The following is a 16,021-nucleotide window of genomic DNA, read 5'->3' as shown; positions in this document are numbered from 1 at the left end:
GCGAGACGCGGCTTCGCGACGTTCTTCGCGGGTCTCAGGCGAGGTGCTGCTCGTCGATCCGCGGAGCATCGTCCGTCGCGATCGTGCGCGGCGGCTGCAGGCGGAAGGCCGCCCAGGCTCCGACCGCTGCGATCGCGAACGTGATCACCGGTGCGAGAGCCCCGAATACGGTGGCCCCCGCGAGCTCGGTGAGCAGGATGCCGACGGCAGAGGCGACGATCCAGGCCAGGGCGCCGAGGGTGACGGCCGGGAGGTACGCGCGACGGACCTCGGGGACGACATCCTTGCCGCGCAGCATCCAGATGAACACCAGCGCGATCGCGACCCACGCCACGACGAACACACCCTGCCAGGCCAGGGCCTTGAGCAGCCACGTGACCACGTTCGTGAGCATGAGCACGTACGTGATGATTCCCGCGACGATCACCCAGACCCAACGGGGGAGTGCAAGGCGGAAGACCCTGGTCGCGAACGCGTCGAGGTTGCTGGAGGCGAGGAAGTAGTTCGCCGTGTTGATGCGCGTCTGCGAGATGAAGATCACGAGAAGTCCGAAGAAGCCCATGCTGCCGAGGAAGGCGTCGACCACGCCCGTCTCGCTGCCCTCGTGTCCCGTCGCGGCGATGATGTAGATGCCGACGAGCCCGTTCACGATGAAGGTGAAGAAGTAGAAGACCCAGCCGAACGTGAACTGGCCGTGGAACCTCTCATCCTGCTTCCGGCCCATCCTGGCGTAGTCGAACGTGTACATCATCATGATCCACACCCCCATGTAGATGAGGTAGGAGGTGACCCAGCCCGGGAGTGGCCCGGCTGCTGCGACGTCGAAGACGCTCGTGGGCGCGCCGTTCTGCACGGTGGCGAACACGACCACGAGGATGAGTCCGAGCGCGTAGATCGGCAGCAGGATGCCGTTCAGCCGGTCGAGCCAGCGCTGCACCGGACCGGAAGCGAGCGGGATCGCGTAGGCGACCACGGCTGCGTACCAGAGGTTGAGCTCTCCGCCGAAGGTCTTCTGGAATGCGATCGCGATGATCGACCCCTCGAACACGCAGTAATAGATCGCGGTGGCGGCGAAGATGAGGGTGGCCAGCGCCGAACCCACCACGCCGAACATCGATCGAGACGTCAGCTCCACCGTGAGACCCGTACGGGCGGCGTGACGGGAGAGGATCAGGTTGATCACGCCGTAGGTGGCGACGGTCAGCGCCATTCCGATGATGGTGTCGATGAGCCCGACGGCGCCCGCCGAGGCGACCGCCACGTAGATCCAGAACATGGCGGAGAAGAGTGCCCACCACGCCATGGACAGGGACCATCGAGGGGCTCGTTCGGATGCGGGCATGACGTAGTCGGCGTAAGCCATGGCTACTCCTTCGGGTCGGGTGTCACGCAGAGACGGCGGAATGCCGATGAGCAGTGAATCTAGTGACGCCGCTGACGCCGTGGAATCGGCCTTTTGCCCTGTCTTGCCCCATGCCCTGTGCGGATTGCACTACGCCGAGATGATGTGCAGGGCGAGCAGCAGTGTCGCCCTCGTCTCCCCGTCCTGAAGGTCGACTCCCAGCAGCGTCTCGATCCGGCGGATGCGGTACGCGAGTGTGTTCCGATGGATGAACAGCTCGTCGCCGATGGCCCGCGCGGCGCCACTGTGGCGCAGGTAGGCGCCGAGAGTCTCTGTGAGCACGCCGGTCGGGTCGGCGGCGTCGAGTGGTGCGATGAAGCGACCGGCGAGCGAAGCGAGCCCTGCGGACGGGAGCGCCTGGGCGATCGAGGCGAGGTCGAGAGGCGGGAGCGCGCGCACCCCTGCCGTGTGCGACTGACGCATCGCCATCCTCAGCGCGAGAGGGACCTCTTCCCAGGACAGGTCTCCTGAGTGGATGACGCCGACCTGGGCGAGATCGATCGCTGCCGCCAGCCCCTGGGCCGCGCCCTCCGCCGTCCCGGGGTGTTGGAGGAGGAACACGGTCCGCTGGGGATGCTCAAAGAACCGCACGACGCCGAATCGGGATTCCAGATGCACCTGCGCTCGCCACGCGACGAGCCGAGCGTTGGCGGTCGACGCATTCGGATCGGCGGACACGGACAGCAACTGGCACGGAGCATCCGGGTCGAGACCCGCCGATCTGGCGAGCGTAGCGAGAGCCTCCGTGCCGACGGAGTCGTCGAGCATCGCCTCAATGAGCCGCGCGGCGGCCGGTGAGTGGAGCGGGGATGAGGACGCCAGCGTGTAGGACAGCTGCATCGCGAGCACGGCGGCGACGGGACCCAGCAGAGGTTGGAGCAGTTGTCCCTCAGCGCCGCCGCGGATGCGAAGAGTGAATCGGGCGCCGCTTCCGCCGGGGAGCGCGAGCGTGGTCGCGGCAGTGCTCGACCTCGTGACCGGCACGCCCGCGGAGGCAAGCGGGAAGTCAGCCGGATCCATCAGCGCGACGTGGGCGTCGATTGCGTCGGCGATGCGTTGCAGCACCGTGACGATCGGGACGCCGTGCGTTGCGAGGCGCGTGCACTCGTCGGCCAGCTCCCAGCCCGCACGCACGATCTCGTAGCGCTGCGCGGCCAGTTCCTGCCAGATGTGTCGAGAGAACTGCAGCAGAGGCAGGTCCGCGGGCAGCTCGAGAAGGGGGATGCCGTGCTGGTTGCACGCCGACACGAGCCCGTTCGGCAGGGCGCCGTGGATGCGTCCGAGGCTGAAGGCGAGGCCGCTGATCGGCACGGTGGCGAGGCGTTCGACGTAGGCCTCCCAGGTGCGGTGGTCCTCGAAGTGCAGCGCCATGCCGGTCGTCACCATGAGCTCGCCGCGCTGGAGGAACGGCGTCGGGTCCATCAGCTCTGATTGCGCACAGCCGCTGATGGGCTGGTCCAGCTGCGGCTGGTCGGGCTCTGAACGCAGCTCGACACCGAGGACGTCGTCGTCCAGAAGATCGCGTACGCGCATCCGTGGCCTTCCTGCCGTTGTGCAGACTCCACTTGTCCACATCGGAGATTGAGCATACTGCCCAACGATCTCGAGTGGTGCCGAGGGCTAACGTGGCCGCATGGCAGCGCAGGCACCGGTACTCATCAACTCCGACATGGGGGAGGCCTTCGGGCTGCACACCTTCGGGAACGACCCCGAGCTGATGCGGATCATCGATCTCGCCAACATCGCCTGCGGGTTCCATGCTGGCGACCCGGGCGTCATGCACGACACTGTCGCTCTGGCCAAGGATCATGGAGTCCGGATCGGTGCCCACCCGGGGCTCCCCGACCTCGTGGGGTTCGGCCGACGGCGCATGGCGCTGCGCCCCGATGAGGTCGAGTCCCTCATTCTCTACCAGACGGGTGCGCTGCTCGGCTTCCTCATGGCCGCCGATGTGCCGCTCAACCACATCAAGCCGCACGGCGCCCTCTGGGGCATGCTCGCCGGCGACGACGAACTGATGCGGGCCGCTGCCCGCGCGGTGCGGGCATTCGATGTGCCCTTCCTCGGCCTTGCCGGTACGGCGCATGAGCGGGTGTGCGCGGAGGAGGGGGTGCCCTTCGTGGGCGAGCTCTACGTCGACATGGACTACAACTCCGATGGGACGCTCGCGCTGGTTCGCGCGGCCCACCGCACCGACCCCGAGGCCGCTGCCGACCGCGTTGTGACGGCGCTGCGCGGTGAACGCATCGCCGCGATCGACGGATCGCTGATCGATGTGCGCTTCCAGAGCGTCTGCGTGCACTCTGACGCTCCCAATTCTCCCGACGTCGCGCGCGCCGTGCGCGCCGTCGTCGACGCCGCCTGACCCCCCACCGAAAGGACGACCATGGCTGACATCGTCTCGCCACTGCCCGGCATCTTCTATCGCAGGCCGGGACCCGGCAAGCCCGTCTTCGTGGAGGAGGGCGTCTCGGTCGAGATCGGACAGGCGATCGGCATGGTCGAGATCATGAAGCAGTTCACCGAGATCAGCGCCTCGGCGGCCGGCGTGGTCGGCTCCTTTCTCGTGGAGGACGGCGGCATGGTCAATCCCGGTGACGTGATCGTCACGGTCGACGAGAACTGATGCGCCGCCTGCTCATCGCGAACCGAGGCGAGATCGCGGTCCGCATCGCCCGTTCTGCGCGGATACTCGGCATCGAGACGGTTGCGATCGTCTCGGAGGCCGACCGCGACTCCTTCATCGCCAGGATCGCCGATCAGTCCGTCGTGATCGGCCCGGCCGCGGCCAAGGACTCATACCTGAACCCCGACGCCGTGCTCGCCGCAGCCAGGGAGACCGGAGCCGACGCGATCCACCCCGGCTACGGCTTCCTCAGTGAGAACGCTGCGTTCGCACGCGCCGTCATCGCGGCCGGTCTGATCTGGGTCGGCCCTGACCCCGACACGATCGAGCTCATGGGCGACAAGTCCAATGCGATCCGTGCTGCGAAGGATGCCGGTGTTCCGGTGCTTCCCGGCACCGGAGGCCCCCTGTCGCCGGAAGACGATGTCGTCGCGATCGCAAGGGAGATCGGCTATCCGCTGCTCGTCAAGGCGAGCGCCGGTGGCGGAGGCCGCGGCATCCGCCACATTGCGAGCGAAGACGAGCTGATCTCCACGATCGAACTCGCCAGCAGTGAGGCCGCGAGCGTGTTCGGAGACCCGAGCGTGTACCTGGAGCGGTTCGTCTCCCAGGCCCGGCACGTCGAGGTGCAGCTGCTCGCCGACGGCGAGAACTGCATCCACCTCGGTGACCGCGACTGCTCGCTGCAGCGGCGCTCGCAGAAGGTGGTCGAAGAGGCGCCCGCGCCGGAGATCCCCGACCATGTCCGCGAGCGGATGCGCGCAGCATCCGTGCAGCTGGCGTTGGCCAGCGGATACCGCGGCGCTGGCACGGTCGAGTTCCTGTACGACGCCGCGCGCGAGGAGGCGGCGTTCATCGAGATGAACACTCGCCTTCAGGTCGAGCACACCATCACCGAGGAGATCACCGGCATCGACCTCGTACGCGAGCAGCTGCGCATCGCCGACGGGGAGGCGCTGGGGATGACCCAGGATGACGTGCGGTTCGACGGGCATGCGATCGAGTGCCGCATCAACGCGGAGAACCCGTCGCAGAACTTCTTCCCCAGCCCCGGACGCATCGCCGTCCTGGAATGGCCCGACGGCATCCGCGTGGACTCCGGATTCGAGGCGGGCGATGTCGTCGTCCCCTTCTACGATTCGATGATCGCGAAGGTCATCGTGCACGCTCCCACCCGGATCGAGGCCATCGAGCGGATGCGCGCGGCGCTCACTGCCACCCGCATCGAGGGAATCGAGACGACCATCCCGCTGCACCTGCGTCTGCTCGAGGAGCCTGACTTCCTGGCCACGGCGCACCACACCAAGACAATCGAGACCGGGAAGATCCTGGAGGGGCTGTGAGCCAGAGCATCAGCGCACCGACGCCGTCGCGGTACACGTGGGGAGGCGACGAGTTCCTCTTCGTCGAGGTGGATGAGGCGATGAGCCTCACAGCCAACTTCACCGTCATGGCGATCGCCCAGGAGCTGACGAGCCGCGCGGCCGAGGGCATCGTCGACATCTGTCCCGCCAACGCATCGCTGCTCGTGCGCTTCGACCCGGATGGGCTCTCGCACACCACGCTCGAGTCGATGGTCCGCGAGATCGAGAGCGGCATCGAGCACCGTGAGGGCGCCGCCATCCCCACCCGGATCATCGACGTGCCGGTCTGGTACGACGACCCGTTCACCGCCGAGGTCGGCGCACGCTTCCGCGAGGGGTACCACCAGGACCCCTCGGGCACCGACCTCGACTACGCGGCCGCGGTGAACGGCCTCGCCGACAGGGCCGAGTTCATCCGCCGCCACCAGGCACAGCCGTGGATCGTGAGCATGGTCGGATTCGTCGCCGGGCTCCCGTTCCTGTATCAGCTCGTCGAACGCGAGCAGCAACTGGTGGTGCCCAAGTACCTGAGCCCTCGCACGGATACCCCCAGGCTCACGATCGGGCACGGCGGGTGTTTCGGCGCGATCTACTCCGTGAGGGGAGCAGGCGGCTATCAGATGTTCGGAGTGGTCGCCCCGCCGATCTACGACCCCGAACAGCGGCTCGCAGACTTCGCGGAGTCCTCCGTGCTGTTCCGTCCCGGGGACATCGTCCGCTACCGCTCCGTGGAGAGGGAGGAGTACGAGGCGATTCAGGCCGAGGTGGACGCGGGAACCTGGCGCTGGCGACAGGCGCCGGTGACGTTCTCCTTGGACGCATGGCAGAAGGATCCCGACGCGGCGAACCGAACGATGATGGAGGCTCTCGATGCTTGAGGTGGTGCAACCAGGACTGCAGACGACCGTCCAAGATGAGGGACGGAGGGGCTATTACAGTCTCGGCATCCCCCAGGGCGGCTCCATGGACCAGGAGTCGGCCCGGCTCGCGAACGCCCTCGTGGGTAACCAGGCATCCGCAGCTGTGCTCGAGTGCACCTACATCGGACCGGTGCTGCGAGCGACCGACTCCACGGTCGTGGCCGTCGCGGGGGCTCCGGTGCCGGTGCTGGTCAATGGCGAGCCGCACGAGGAATGGACGCGTATCGAGCTGGTGGAGGGCGACATGCTCTCCTTCGGCGTGATCCAGGGCGGCACGAAGTACTGGATCGCGGTGCGCGGAGGCATTGATGTGCCCGAGGCGCTGGGCAGTCGTTCGACCTATGTGATCGGCTCGATCGGTGGTGTCGGCGGACGCGCAGTCGCGGCGGGCGATTCGCTCCCCGTGGGGGAGCCGCTGCTGTCGGTCCCGGCGATTTCGACCCTCGACGAGCGGTTCCGTCCCTCGTTCGGGCGCTCGCAGCGTGTGCGGATCGTTCTCGGGCTGTATGACCACCTCCTCACCGACGAAGGAGTCCGACGCCTGGTCGAGGAGGAGTGGACCCTCACCCCGACGGCTGACAGGATGGGGCTGCGCTATGACGGCCCCGGCGTCGAGTGGCGCGAGCGTGAACAGCCTTTCGGCGCCGGTCAGGATCCCTCGAACATCGTGGATGCGGGCTACGCAGTCGGGTCGATTCAGATCCCCGGAGGCACGCAGCCGATCGTCCTGCATCGCGACGCCGTGTCCGGTGGCGGCTACGCCATGGTCGCAACGGTGATCTCCGCAGACATGGACCTGCTCGCTCGGGCGGCCCCGGGGACGAAGACGAGGTTCGTTCCGGTGGACATGCGAGAAGCACTCGATGCCCGGCATGCGAGGGCTACCCGCATCGGGCAGGCTGTCGCATCGTTGAACCTGTCAATGTGACGGTCGGATACGGGCATACAGAATCGTCGCGTCGATCAGGGCCTCGAGATCCTCTTCGGCGCGACGACTGTCCAGATCAGCCGCGTACTGCAGCATGAGCCCGTCCAGGCCAGCGATGAAGAGGCGCGCGATGCGTTCAAAGGGCGCCCCCGTCACTTCGCCGGCGTTCGATGCCGTGGCCTCCAGGAGTGAGACGACGGCGGCCGCTTGTGCGGAGAAGGGCCAGCGTTCGGAGAAGTCGTCTCCCGTGCTGCGGAGCGCGTAGTTGAGGAGCTCGACCTGCATCACCTGGTACGGGACGTTGTCGTCGATGAGTCCGTGCCAGTAGCTGCGTGCACCTTCACGAATGGTCTCGGCGAGGCCGGCGTGGCGGACTAATGACCCGGTGTGGGCGTTCGACTCGGACGCGACGTCGTCGATCACGGCCTTGAGGAGGAGCTCCTTGGTCGGGAACACGTGCTGAAGGGTGCCCAGGGGAATGCCGGCCTCGGTCGCGACCGCCCTGATCGTCGTTCGCGCGACGCTGTCCCGCATCATGACGCGCCGGGCCGCGGCGACGATCTGCGGCGATCGAACGGATGATTCTACGTAACGCATTCGGGCTTCCCTGTCTTTGTGTTCCGGCACTACTCTAGTCGACATCAGTCATACGACTGACTGAGTTATGATCGAAGGGTCGGGCGCCGCAGAGCCCCGGATGCTGAGGGAGAAACATGTGGGGGAGAGCGAAAGCGACGTCACCTGATGAGGAGGCGATCGCAGCAGCCGTCGGCACGACCCGAGAGGTGTTCCTGTCCGGAAGGACGCGATCGGTCTCATCCCGCATCGAGAGGCTTCGGGCGCTTCGTGCGCTCATCCTCGACAATCGTTCGAGCCTCGCCGGTGCACTGTGGGAGGACCTCGGAAAGAGCCGCCAAGAGGTGGAGCTGACCGAATCCGATGTCGTTCTCGGAGAGATCAGTTTCGCGCTGCGCAACCTCCGCCGGTGGACTCGGCGGAGACGGGTGCCGGTTCCCATGGCTCTGCAACCCGCATCGGCCGGTCTGCTCGCTGAGCCGCTGGGTGTCATCCTCGTGGTCTCTCCGTGGAACTACCCGGTGCAACTTCTACTGGCTCCCCTGGTCGGCGTGCTTGCGGCAGGAAACACTGCCGTGTTGAAACCGAGCGAGCTTGCTCCCGCGACCTCGCGGCTGATCGCGCGGCTAGTTCCCGAGTATTTTCCGGACGGCGCGGTGAGTGTCGTCGAGGGGGGCGTGGACGAGACGACGGCCGTCCTCGCTCAGCGCTTCGATCACATCGTCTTCACCGGCAGCGCCGGCGTGGGTCGTGTCGTTCTTCGAGCCGCGGCTGAGCACCTCACTCCCGTCACGCTCGAGCTCGGCGGAAAGTCACCCGTGTGGTTCGACGACGATGAGGGGCTTCAGGAGGCGGCTCGGCGCATCGTGTGGGCTAAGTTCACGAATGCCGGGCAGACCTGTGTCGCGCCGGACTACGTTCTCACCACTCCGGGCAGGGTGGAGCCGCTCATCGCCGCGATGAGGTCGGCTCTCATCGACCTCTGGGGAGCGGAACCGCGCACCAACCCCCAGTACGGCCGCATCGCGACGGATCGCCATTTCGATCGGCTGGTATCCCTTTTCGAGGGGGTGGACATCGCGGTCGGGGGAGCGCATGACCGTGCAGAACGGTACATCGCGCCGTCCATCGTCACGCTCGCGCAGTCAGGTGAGATGGTGATAGGTCCGCAGTCGACCGCGCCCGTACTTCAAGACGAGATCTTCGGGCCGATCCTGCCCATCGTGGCCGTCCCGTCGGTCGAAGCCGCCATCCATGCGATCAACGCCACTGAGAAGCCTTTGGCGCTCTACGTCTTCTCCGGCTCTGCGCGTGTCCGCCGACTGTTCGAGGAACGCACCTCGTCTGGTGCGCTCGTGCATGATGCGGCGATCATCCATGTCGGCGCACCGACGCTCCCGTTCGGCGGGGTCGGCGGCAGCGGCATGGGCGCCTATCACGGCGCCTACTCGTGGTCGAGCTTCTCCCACCTGAAGCCGATACTCCGCAAGCCGCTCCGTCCTGACACGCTGCGGGCGGTTCAACCCGGATCGCACGGGATCGTGCGGCGGCTCGCGCAGGTCCTTCTCCGCGTCGGATGAAGCCGGAAGCCGCCATCGCAGATCTCTGGCTCACGTGTACAAGTCATATGACCGACTGAGAAAGATGAACACATGGACTCATCGCATCCTCCGAAGCCGAACACGGTCGTCGTCGTGGGGGCGGGTCTGTCAGGGCTCGTCGCCGCGCGTGAACTCGTCCGATCGGGGCGAGAGGTGATCGTGCTCGAGGCGGCTGACCGCGTCGGTGGACGCGTGCTGGCGGAGACATCCCCATTGGGCTCGCGGCTGGATCTCGGCGGACAGTGGATCGGTGCCGATCATCAGCGGGTCGCAGCCCTGGCTCGCGAGTTCGGCGAGGTGACATTCGAACGCCAGGTGGGGATCCTTCCGCGCATCGTCGATGGAGCGCAAGGCGTGGGGTGGCTCTCGCTGACCGGTCTCGGAGCCGTTGCGGCCGCAGCCGTGACGTGCACGATTGCCGCGCTCGCGCCGGCGCGCTGGTCCAATCGCCAGCCGTTCGACCTCTTCCTGAGAAAGCTGTCGTGGGGACGCTCGCGGCGACTTCTGCGAGTCGGGGCCGAACTGTCCTGGACGGCTGATCTCGATCGCATCTCTCTGTACGGAGTGCGTCGAGTCGTGCACTCGCAGCATGGGCTCGGAACCATCCTCTCGGCCTCTGGGGGCGCTCAGGATTCGCTCGTCGTCGGCGGGATGGGAACGCTCGTGGAACGCCTCGCCCGGGACCTCGGCGACCGAGTGCGAACCGACGAACGGGTCTTGAGTCTGCACTCGAACGCCGACGGAGTCGTCGTCTGCACGGGCGCTGCGACATACCAGGCGGCCAAAGTGGTCATCGCCGTGCCCGCACCTGTCGCTTCGGCGATCGCGCACACTCCCCCTCTCCCGTCAGCGGTCCGCAACGTTCAAGAGAGCACCGAGATGGGCGCTGTGTACAAGGCGATCGCCGTCTACGACCGTCCTTTCTGGCGGGGGAGTGCTCCGCAGGATCTGCTGTTCCTGCACGGAGGTGGCGGCGCGATATTCGATACGTCGCCGCCCGAGGGGCCGGGGCACCTGTGCATCTTGATCGGCGGCAGAGCGGCGAGAGCCCTCGACGCCTTGTCTGCCGATGAGCGCATGTCGCGAGTTCTGGGTCCGCTTGCGGTTCACTACGGTCTCAGGGTCTTGGAGCCGAACAGCTGGCACGAGAAGGCGTGGCATCTCGATCCCGATCTTCGCGGAGGATACGTCGCGTTGCCCGTTCTCGGATCGCGAAGCGGGTTCTGGCCGCTCGGTGCCGCGCCGGTGGGCCACATCCACTGGGCTGGCTCCGAAACCGCCATGGAGCACCCGGGGTATCTCGACGGGGCGATCGAATCGGGACAGCGCGCCGCAGCTGAGGTCGTGGCGGCCCTGGCGTGAGATCGAAGCGATGTTGGACGGAAGTCTTGCGTCTCGACCGAAGCTGAGTTATTCTAAGTCAGTTGTACGACTGGGAATGGGGTCGTGATGACATCGCGGCGAATGACGGATGCGGCGATGCATCACCTTCACCACCTCGGTACGACATCCGGGCGCTTTCGACGAAGCAGCCCGCCCCGCAACGTCTGACGCAGTCTCTGTCAGACCGCGGCCTGCTCTCCCCGACTCCCCAGGGTCCCCAACAGGCCGCCCCTGGGGGGAGCTCCGCCTCCCCCCAGGGCTTCATCTCACGAACGACTGGGCCTGACCCCGATGGCCCGCACCGCACTTCGGAAAGCGCAAGCGTGCGCTCGCTCCGACTTCACGAAGAAGGACAGCTCATGACAATCAGGCGACAAGGTCGCGATATCAGTGCCAAGGCGGCTCCATGGAGAGCACTGCTGACGGTCATTCTGGTGATGGGGAGCCTATGGGGTCTCGCAGGCCCCGCGGCAGCCGAGGCTCCCACTGTGCCGGCTGAAGCGTTCACGGCTCCGGTTTGTGAGGGCACAACGCTGCTGGACCCAGCAGATTCGTCCGGCCCGGTGCCGGACCTGCGATCGGTCTTCGGGACGAGGCTCGCGGAATACAACGAAGGGCGTGTCGTCCCGCTCTACGACTCCTTCGCCGCGAACGACACCAACGCGTATCCGCCGGTGTGCTCCACGCGCTACGTCTCAGGCATCGGCCCGGTCTCGGAGTGGATGTTCTGCACCGACTACTTCTCCCATGTCTGCAGTGGAGTGGATGCTGACGGCAACCTGCTCGACATCGATGGCAATCCCATTCCGGGACTGAACGAGCTCGCCGGGGCGAATCCCAAGCTCACGCCAGAACAGGAGTCGCTGATCGCGTACCTGATCCAGCATGGACAGGACGCGTATCAGGGAACGGGCTACTTCAACTTCAACAATGCGGCGCGCGCAGTATCCGACGGTGATTCGTGGGAGCGCTCAGCACTTCAGGTCCTCATCTGGTGCATCAGCGATCCCGTGGCGCCGAGCGCAACGGGAACCGAGCTCGAGCGAGGCGCCACCTGTCTGGACAACATGGGTCCTGAACGTCAGGCGGAGATTCTCGCAAGTATCTCCGCCGATCCGACGCTGTCGGTGGCTGGACCCTCTGCGCCGATACCGATCGGCGGATCTGGCGAGTTCGTCATCACGACCGACGTCTTCAGCTCACCGTTGACGCTCAGCACCGCGGGGATTCCGGGCACCTTGACGGTCGTCAGCGGCCCAGGAGTGCTTTCCGGTGATCAGCTCCAGGTCTCGGGATCGGGTGCTCCGGTGACGGTAACTCTTGCGCTAACCGCAACCGAACAGGGCACAGCGACGCTCTCCGCAGTGGCAACCCCTCCTTCGACCGCTCACATCGCATGGAACCAGAGCCCTGGGCGTTCCGCCGATGACGTGCCATGCCAGGTCTTCGCTACCTTCCGCGTCGCGGATCAAGTCACGATCAACAGTTCAGCATCTGCAACGTTCGCGACAGAAGGCGGCGGGGGCACCGGCACAGGAGAAGGATTCGGTGCTTTCTCCATCACAAAGGCTGTGACCTGGGACGGTCAGGCTATCGACGGCATCGTCTTCGCCGGCACCTACACCGTGACCGCACCCGATGGCACAGCTATCGTCGAGAACCAGCCGTTCAATGTGGCAGAGGGGTCGACATGGACGAGCGAAGGGTACGAGACCGGCTCCACCGTGCATATCGAGGAGATACTGCCGACAGGACCTTCGAGCATCATCTGGGCCGCACCGGTGTTCAGCACGAACGACTTCATCCTCGGCGACGAGACAACGGTCGCCGTGACTCTGACGAACCGGGCGACTCTGAACACGGGCGTGTTCGAAGCGTCGAAGGTGGTCGCCGGCGACGGGGCATCGCTCGTCGCTGATGATGCGGTGTTCCTCCTCGAATACGACTACCCGGCCGGTGAGGGGTTCGAGGCTGGTTCTGGGGCTCTGGAGCTGTCGGCGAACGGTGACGTGGTGACGTCGGGTGCTCTGCCGGTCGGTGCGGTGCTCACGTTGAGCGAGCGGGCTCCGGACGCGATCGCGGGTGCGACCTGGGCCGCCCCGGTGCTGTCCACCGGCACGGTCACCATCGATGATGATGAGCCCGTCAGCGTGACGGTCACCAACACCCTCACGCTGGACGCGGACGCTATCGGCGCGGGAGGAGAAGAAGCAGGCCACGGCACCGGTGCCAGCGCGGGATCAGGATCGACGTCGGGGCTCGCGCTCACCGGTGGCGAGCTGTCGCTGGTCATGGTCGTACTCGGGGTGGCTCTCATCGCGGTCGGCGGCAGCGTCCTCGTCTCCCGCCGTTCCCGGCCCAGCAAGTAGCACGCAGGTCTCTTCAGGCGGCAGGTGCGAACGGAGCCCGGCGACTCCGTTCGCACCTGCCGCCGTCCGGGACGACCTTCGCACGCCGACCAGAGGAGCACGATGCGATTCACCACCTTCGAACAAGGATTCCGCGCCGAGTTGGCGAACCGGGAGTTCGCCCGTATCGGGATGGCGGCGACGGCGATACGGACTGAGAAGCACGAGACGGCGCCGTTCTGGCGCGCCTACGATCGCCTCGAGCGGTTCAACGCCCCGCGCTACCGAGCGGCCGCCCAACGCCTCGGGATATCGGACAGCACGGGTGCCGGTGCCCGGCTGCGAGGCCGACTGGTCGGGTGGATGCCGAACAGTCTCCGTCGCGAATCGATCAGGTTCGCGTTTCCTCGCACTGTCGAGTACGTGGAGGACCTCCGCCGTCTCGCCGCGATCGGACCAACGAGCGAGGCCGACTTCTTCGACTACATGCTCAGGCAGGAAGAGCTTCAGGTGAACATGATGGAGGCGATGCTCCGGGGCCGCAATGTCGCCGCAGAGTCACTGGTCGACCGGTTCATCGGCGACGAAGGTCGCTGAACGTTTTCTGACGCGGTCGGCTCTGCGCACCCGCGGCAGAGGTATCCCGCAGCCGGCATTCGCACGGTGCTCACCGCGCGTCTGACCTAGTCAGTGCGCGGCGAAGATCTCGCGGGCGCGGGCGACGATGTCGTCCAGCCGGGACTGCAGGTACGGTCCGGGGCATTCGGTCCCCGACCAGGTCTCCCTGTGACTGATGACGTGTTCCCTGTCGATCGTGAACGACACCGGCACGCCGTCCAGCGTCCTGCCGTCGTAGGTCGCGAGCCACGCGATCATCTGGGCGAGCTCCTCCAGCTGCACCGCCGTCACGGTGTAGTCCGGCGCTCCCGTGGCGTCCAGGGTCTCCACGGCCAGCGACCGCCAGTTCCAGTCGGCGCCGGTCGATGACGGCTTCGCGCCGGGGCGGATGAGCTCGAAGACGGACCCGTCGTTCCGCAGATAGAAGGTGGGCGCGGAGGAGCGCCTGTTGCAGCGCGAGAGGAAGTCCAGCTGCTCCTCGGTCGTGCCCGTGTGGTGGATGACGAAACGGTCGATGATCGGCGTCACCGTGTGGTGGTCGCTTCCTGCGGTGTCACGCGTCGACCGAGCTATGGGGTTCCGGCAGTCCGCGAACCCGAGCGGCGCCTCGAGGCCCTTGATCGCGCGATCGTAGACGGGTTCGTACTCGGGCAGCCCCCTCGGATTGTCCGGGTCCACGGCAGGCGCCCCGCCGTCTGCGCCCGGGGGAATCGTGGCGAGCAGGATTCCCGCTGCCGTGACGGCGACGCCCGAGCCCGCAGCGATCAGGAAGCATCGACGGGTGTGCGCCGACGAGCTTCCGTCAGGATCGTGTGCGGGGGAGTGCTCCATCTGCCCATCTAACACGCTCGGTCGAGCAGCCGAGGTTCATGGCGGCTGTCAGCGGGCAAAACAGCATCAGCGGGGCCGGCGACCGTCTGGATGGGCATCATCTGGCGCGGATTGCGGGAGTCTGCAACGTTCGGGAGCCGTCCGGGAATGTACTTGCAAAGGACAGGGGAAGATGATGGACGATTCCGATCTCGACGGCGCACTCTCCGCCGCGATTATCCCGTTGCCCACCTCGATGTCGCGAGAAGCGGCTCTCATGGTGGAGGCGACGAAGCCGTCGCGCCTGCGGCGAGGAGCTCGTCGCCGGCCTCGTTGGCTGGTCCCGGTCCTGGTCGCAGGGTCCCTCGTCTTGACCGGCGCCGGGAGTGTCACCGTCGCGCAACTGTCCGGTTGGCCTTGGGTGGAGCTCCCCGATGGATCGCTGCGGTCGGATCGAATCCCCGTCGACTACACCACGGACGAGGGGCACTCGGAAACCTGTGGCGCGTATGTGGAGCTTCGAAATGCAGACAAGGCTGATATCGAGGCGCTCAACGACGCGATCGAGCGACGCGATTGGACAGGGTTCGGGCAGCTGCTCTACGCACGCGGCGCCCCTGTCGAGGACGACCCTGACAGTGAGGCCCGAGTGGGGGACCAACTGTATCCGGAGCTCGTCGCCTTGACGAAGGATGCGGTTCCCGGGGTTCTTGATCTCGATGAATCCGTCGACGTTCCCGTGGGGGAACCGGACGGCCCGGTTGTTATCGCCGCGATGGGTATGAGCTGTCGGGTGGATGAGAAGTGAGCGCGCGCAAGGACGGTGAAATCGCACGATTCGAGCGAGCGGTGACCGAGAACTCCTCCGCTCTGCTCGCCTACTTCGCCCGTCGGGTCGAACCGGCCTTCGACGCCGCCGACCTCCTCGCGGACACCTTGCTGACGCTGTGGAGAAAGGCGAACGTCCTCCCGAAGGACGACGGTGATGTCAGGCCTTGGATGTTCGGCATCGCGAGGAATGTGCTCCTCCACCATCGCCGAAGCGCAGCACGACGTCTTGCGCTCGCCGACCGCCTACGCAGTCAACTCTCAGCGGAACCCGCTGTCGGATTCGTCGACTCGTCGGCTTTCGATGAACTTCGCGATGCCTTGAGATCCTTGGAAAAGCTCGACCAGGAGATCATCAGCCTGCTCCACTGGGACGGTCTCTCTCTCAGCGAGATCGGACGGGTCTTGAAGATGAAGGACGGCACCGTCCGCAGTCGCTACCATCGAGCGCGAGCGCGCCTCCGTCTGCAGCTCTCTGACGCGGAGCAGGCGGCCGCAGAGACATACGCGGATGTCGCCACAGGCTCCGGGGACGAGCGGCGATGACGACGCTCAGAACCTCGGCTGAAAACCGTCTCCCATCGGCTCGCGGCGGCGCACCGTCCGACGGCGGTGCG

At 66.3% G+C, this 16,021-nt stretch carries 15 protein-coding genes; 11 read left to right on the top strand and 4 right to left on the bottom strand.

All coding sequences use genetic code 11. The features are described from left to right. Positions 1-34 precede the first annotated feature (34 nt). Together MRBLWH10_RS13120 and MRBLWH10_RS13115 are read right to left on the bottom strand one after the other, a co-directional pair. Complete coding sequence (locus MRBLWH10_RS13120) at positions 35-1,363, bottom strand: permease (protein WP_341940208.1); 1,329 nt, start codon at positions 1,361-1,363, stop codon at positions 35-37. Positions 1,364-1,492: 129 nt separating this feature from the next. Then, entirely contained in the window at positions 1,493-2,935 is a 1,443-nt protein-coding gene (locus MRBLWH10_RS13115) for a PucR family transcriptional regulator (RefSeq protein ID WP_341940207.1), read from the bottom strand. A 100-nt stretch (positions 2,936-3,035) separates the two neighbouring features. Here MRBLWH10_RS13115 and pxpA point away from each other — a divergent pair, with 100 nt between their 5' ends. Genes pxpA through MRBLWH10_RS13090 form a run of 5 tightly spaced genes read left to right on the top strand, consistent with a single transcriptional unit; the run spans position 3,036 to position 7,240 of the window. Then, complete coding sequence (pxpA, locus tag MRBLWH10_RS13110) at positions 3,036-3,767, top strand: 5-oxoprolinase subunit PxpA (protein WP_341940206.1); 732 nt, start codon at positions 3,036-3,038, stop codon at positions 3,765-3,767. A 21-nt stretch (positions 3,768-3,788) separates the two neighbouring features. Beyond that, positions 3,789-4,028: an acetyl-CoA carboxylase gene (locus tag MRBLWH10_RS13105; RefSeq protein WP_105676905.1), complete on the top strand. Its 240-nt coding sequence runs from the start codon at positions 3,789-3,791 to the stop codon at positions 4,026-4,028. Then, positions 4,028-5,371, top strand: coding sequence for an acetyl-CoA carboxylase biotin carboxylase subunit (locus MRBLWH10_RS13100; RefSeq protein WP_341940205.1), 1,344 nt, complete (start codon positions 4,028-4,030; stop codon positions 5,369-5,371). Before MRBLWH10_RS13105 ends, MRBLWH10_RS13100 begins: the two co-directional genes overlap by 1 nt. Then, positions 5,368-6,270: a carboxyltransferase domain-containing protein gene (locus MRBLWH10_RS13095; RefSeq protein ID WP_341940204.1), complete on the top strand. Its 903-nt coding sequence runs from the start codon at positions 5,368-5,370 to the stop codon at positions 6,268-6,270. The genes MRBLWH10_RS13100 and MRBLWH10_RS13095 overlap by 4 nt, the downstream gene beginning before the upstream one ends. After that, on the top strand, positions 6,263-7,240 hold the full coding sequence (locus tag MRBLWH10_RS13090; RefSeq protein ID WP_341940203.1) for a biotin-dependent carboxyltransferase family protein: 978 nt from the start codon (positions 6,263-6,265) through the stop codon (positions 7,238-7,240). Before MRBLWH10_RS13095 ends, MRBLWH10_RS13090 begins: the two co-directional genes overlap by 8 nt. Here the strand turns inward: MRBLWH10_RS13090 and MRBLWH10_RS13085 are convergent. Beyond that, a complete protein-coding gene (locus MRBLWH10_RS13085) occupies positions 7,232-7,837 on the bottom strand; it encodes a TetR/AcrR family transcriptional regulator (protein WP_105676911.1) in 606 nt (201 codons plus the stop codon). The genes MRBLWH10_RS13090 and MRBLWH10_RS13085 overlap by 9 nt on opposite strands. A 116-nt stretch (positions 7,838-7,953) precedes the next feature. On the opposite strand from MRBLWH10_RS13085, the gene MRBLWH10_RS13080 reads away from it, so the two are divergent. The 4 genes from MRBLWH10_RS13080 to MRBLWH10_RS13065 all read left to right on the top strand — a co-directional run bounded on the left by MRBLWH10_RS13080 (position 7,954) and on the right by MRBLWH10_RS13065 (position 13,745). Next, positions 7,954-9,396 carry an aldehyde dehydrogenase family protein gene (locus tag MRBLWH10_RS13080; protein ID WP_341940202.1) on the top strand — a complete coding sequence of 481 codons (1,443 nt, stop codon included), beginning with the start codon at positions 7,954-7,956 and terminating at the stop codon, positions 9,394-9,396. Positions 9,397-9,468: 72 nt separating this feature from the next. Then, positions 9,469-10,779 carry an FAD-dependent oxidoreductase gene (locus MRBLWH10_RS13075; RefSeq protein ID WP_341940201.1) on the top strand — a complete coding sequence of 437 codons (1,311 nt, stop codon included), beginning with the start codon at positions 9,469-9,471 and terminating at the stop codon, positions 10,777-10,779. A gap of 509 nt (positions 10,780-11,288) precedes the next feature. Continuing rightward, positions 11,289-13,169, top strand: coding sequence for a DUF5979 domain-containing protein (locus MRBLWH10_RS13070; RefSeq protein ID WP_341940200.1), 1,881 nt, complete (start codon positions 11,289-11,291; stop codon positions 13,167-13,169). Positions 13,170-13,310: 141 nt separating this feature from the next. Beyond that, the gene (locus MRBLWH10_RS13065) at positions 13,311-13,745 is read left to right on the top strand and encodes a hypothetical protein (RefSeq protein ID WP_341940199.1); all 435 of its coding nucleotides are present in this window, start codon (positions 13,311-13,313) and stop codon (positions 13,743-13,745) included. Positions 13,746-13,835: 90 nt separating this feature from the next. Here the strand turns inward: MRBLWH10_RS13065 and MRBLWH10_RS13060 are convergent, their stop codons facing one another. Then, entirely contained in the window at positions 13,836-14,597 is a 762-nt protein-coding gene (locus MRBLWH10_RS13060) for a peptidoglycan recognition family protein (RefSeq protein WP_341940198.1), read from the bottom strand. 172 nt (positions 14,598-14,769) lie between these two features. Here MRBLWH10_RS13060 and MRBLWH10_RS13055 point away from each other — a divergent pair, with 172 nt between their 5' ends. Both MRBLWH10_RS13055 and MRBLWH10_RS13050 read left to right on the top strand, forming a co-directional pair. Next, positions 14,770-15,384 (top strand): hypothetical protein, encoded by a 615-nt coding sequence (locus MRBLWH10_RS13055; protein ID WP_341940197.1) that lies wholly within the window; start codon positions 14,770-14,772, stop codon positions 15,382-15,384. Beyond that, the gene (locus MRBLWH10_RS13050; RefSeq protein ID WP_341940196.1) at positions 15,381-15,950 is read left to right on the top strand and encodes a sigma-70 family RNA polymerase sigma factor; all 570 of its coding nucleotides are present in this window, start codon (positions 15,381-15,383) and stop codon (positions 15,948-15,950) included. The genes MRBLWH10_RS13055 and MRBLWH10_RS13050 overlap by 4 nt, the downstream gene beginning before the upstream one ends. Positions 15,951-16,021 lie beyond the last annotated feature (71 nt).

Origin of the sequence: Microbacterium sp. LWH10-1.2, from assembly GCF_038397765.1 — a bacterium.
GTDB classification, from domain to species: domain Bacteria; phylum Actinomycetota; class Actinomycetes; order Actinomycetales; family Microbacteriaceae; genus Microbacterium; species Microbacterium natoriense.
Note: the sequence above shows the minus strand (reverse complement) of the source record. Positions and strands in the feature narration are given on the sequence as shown.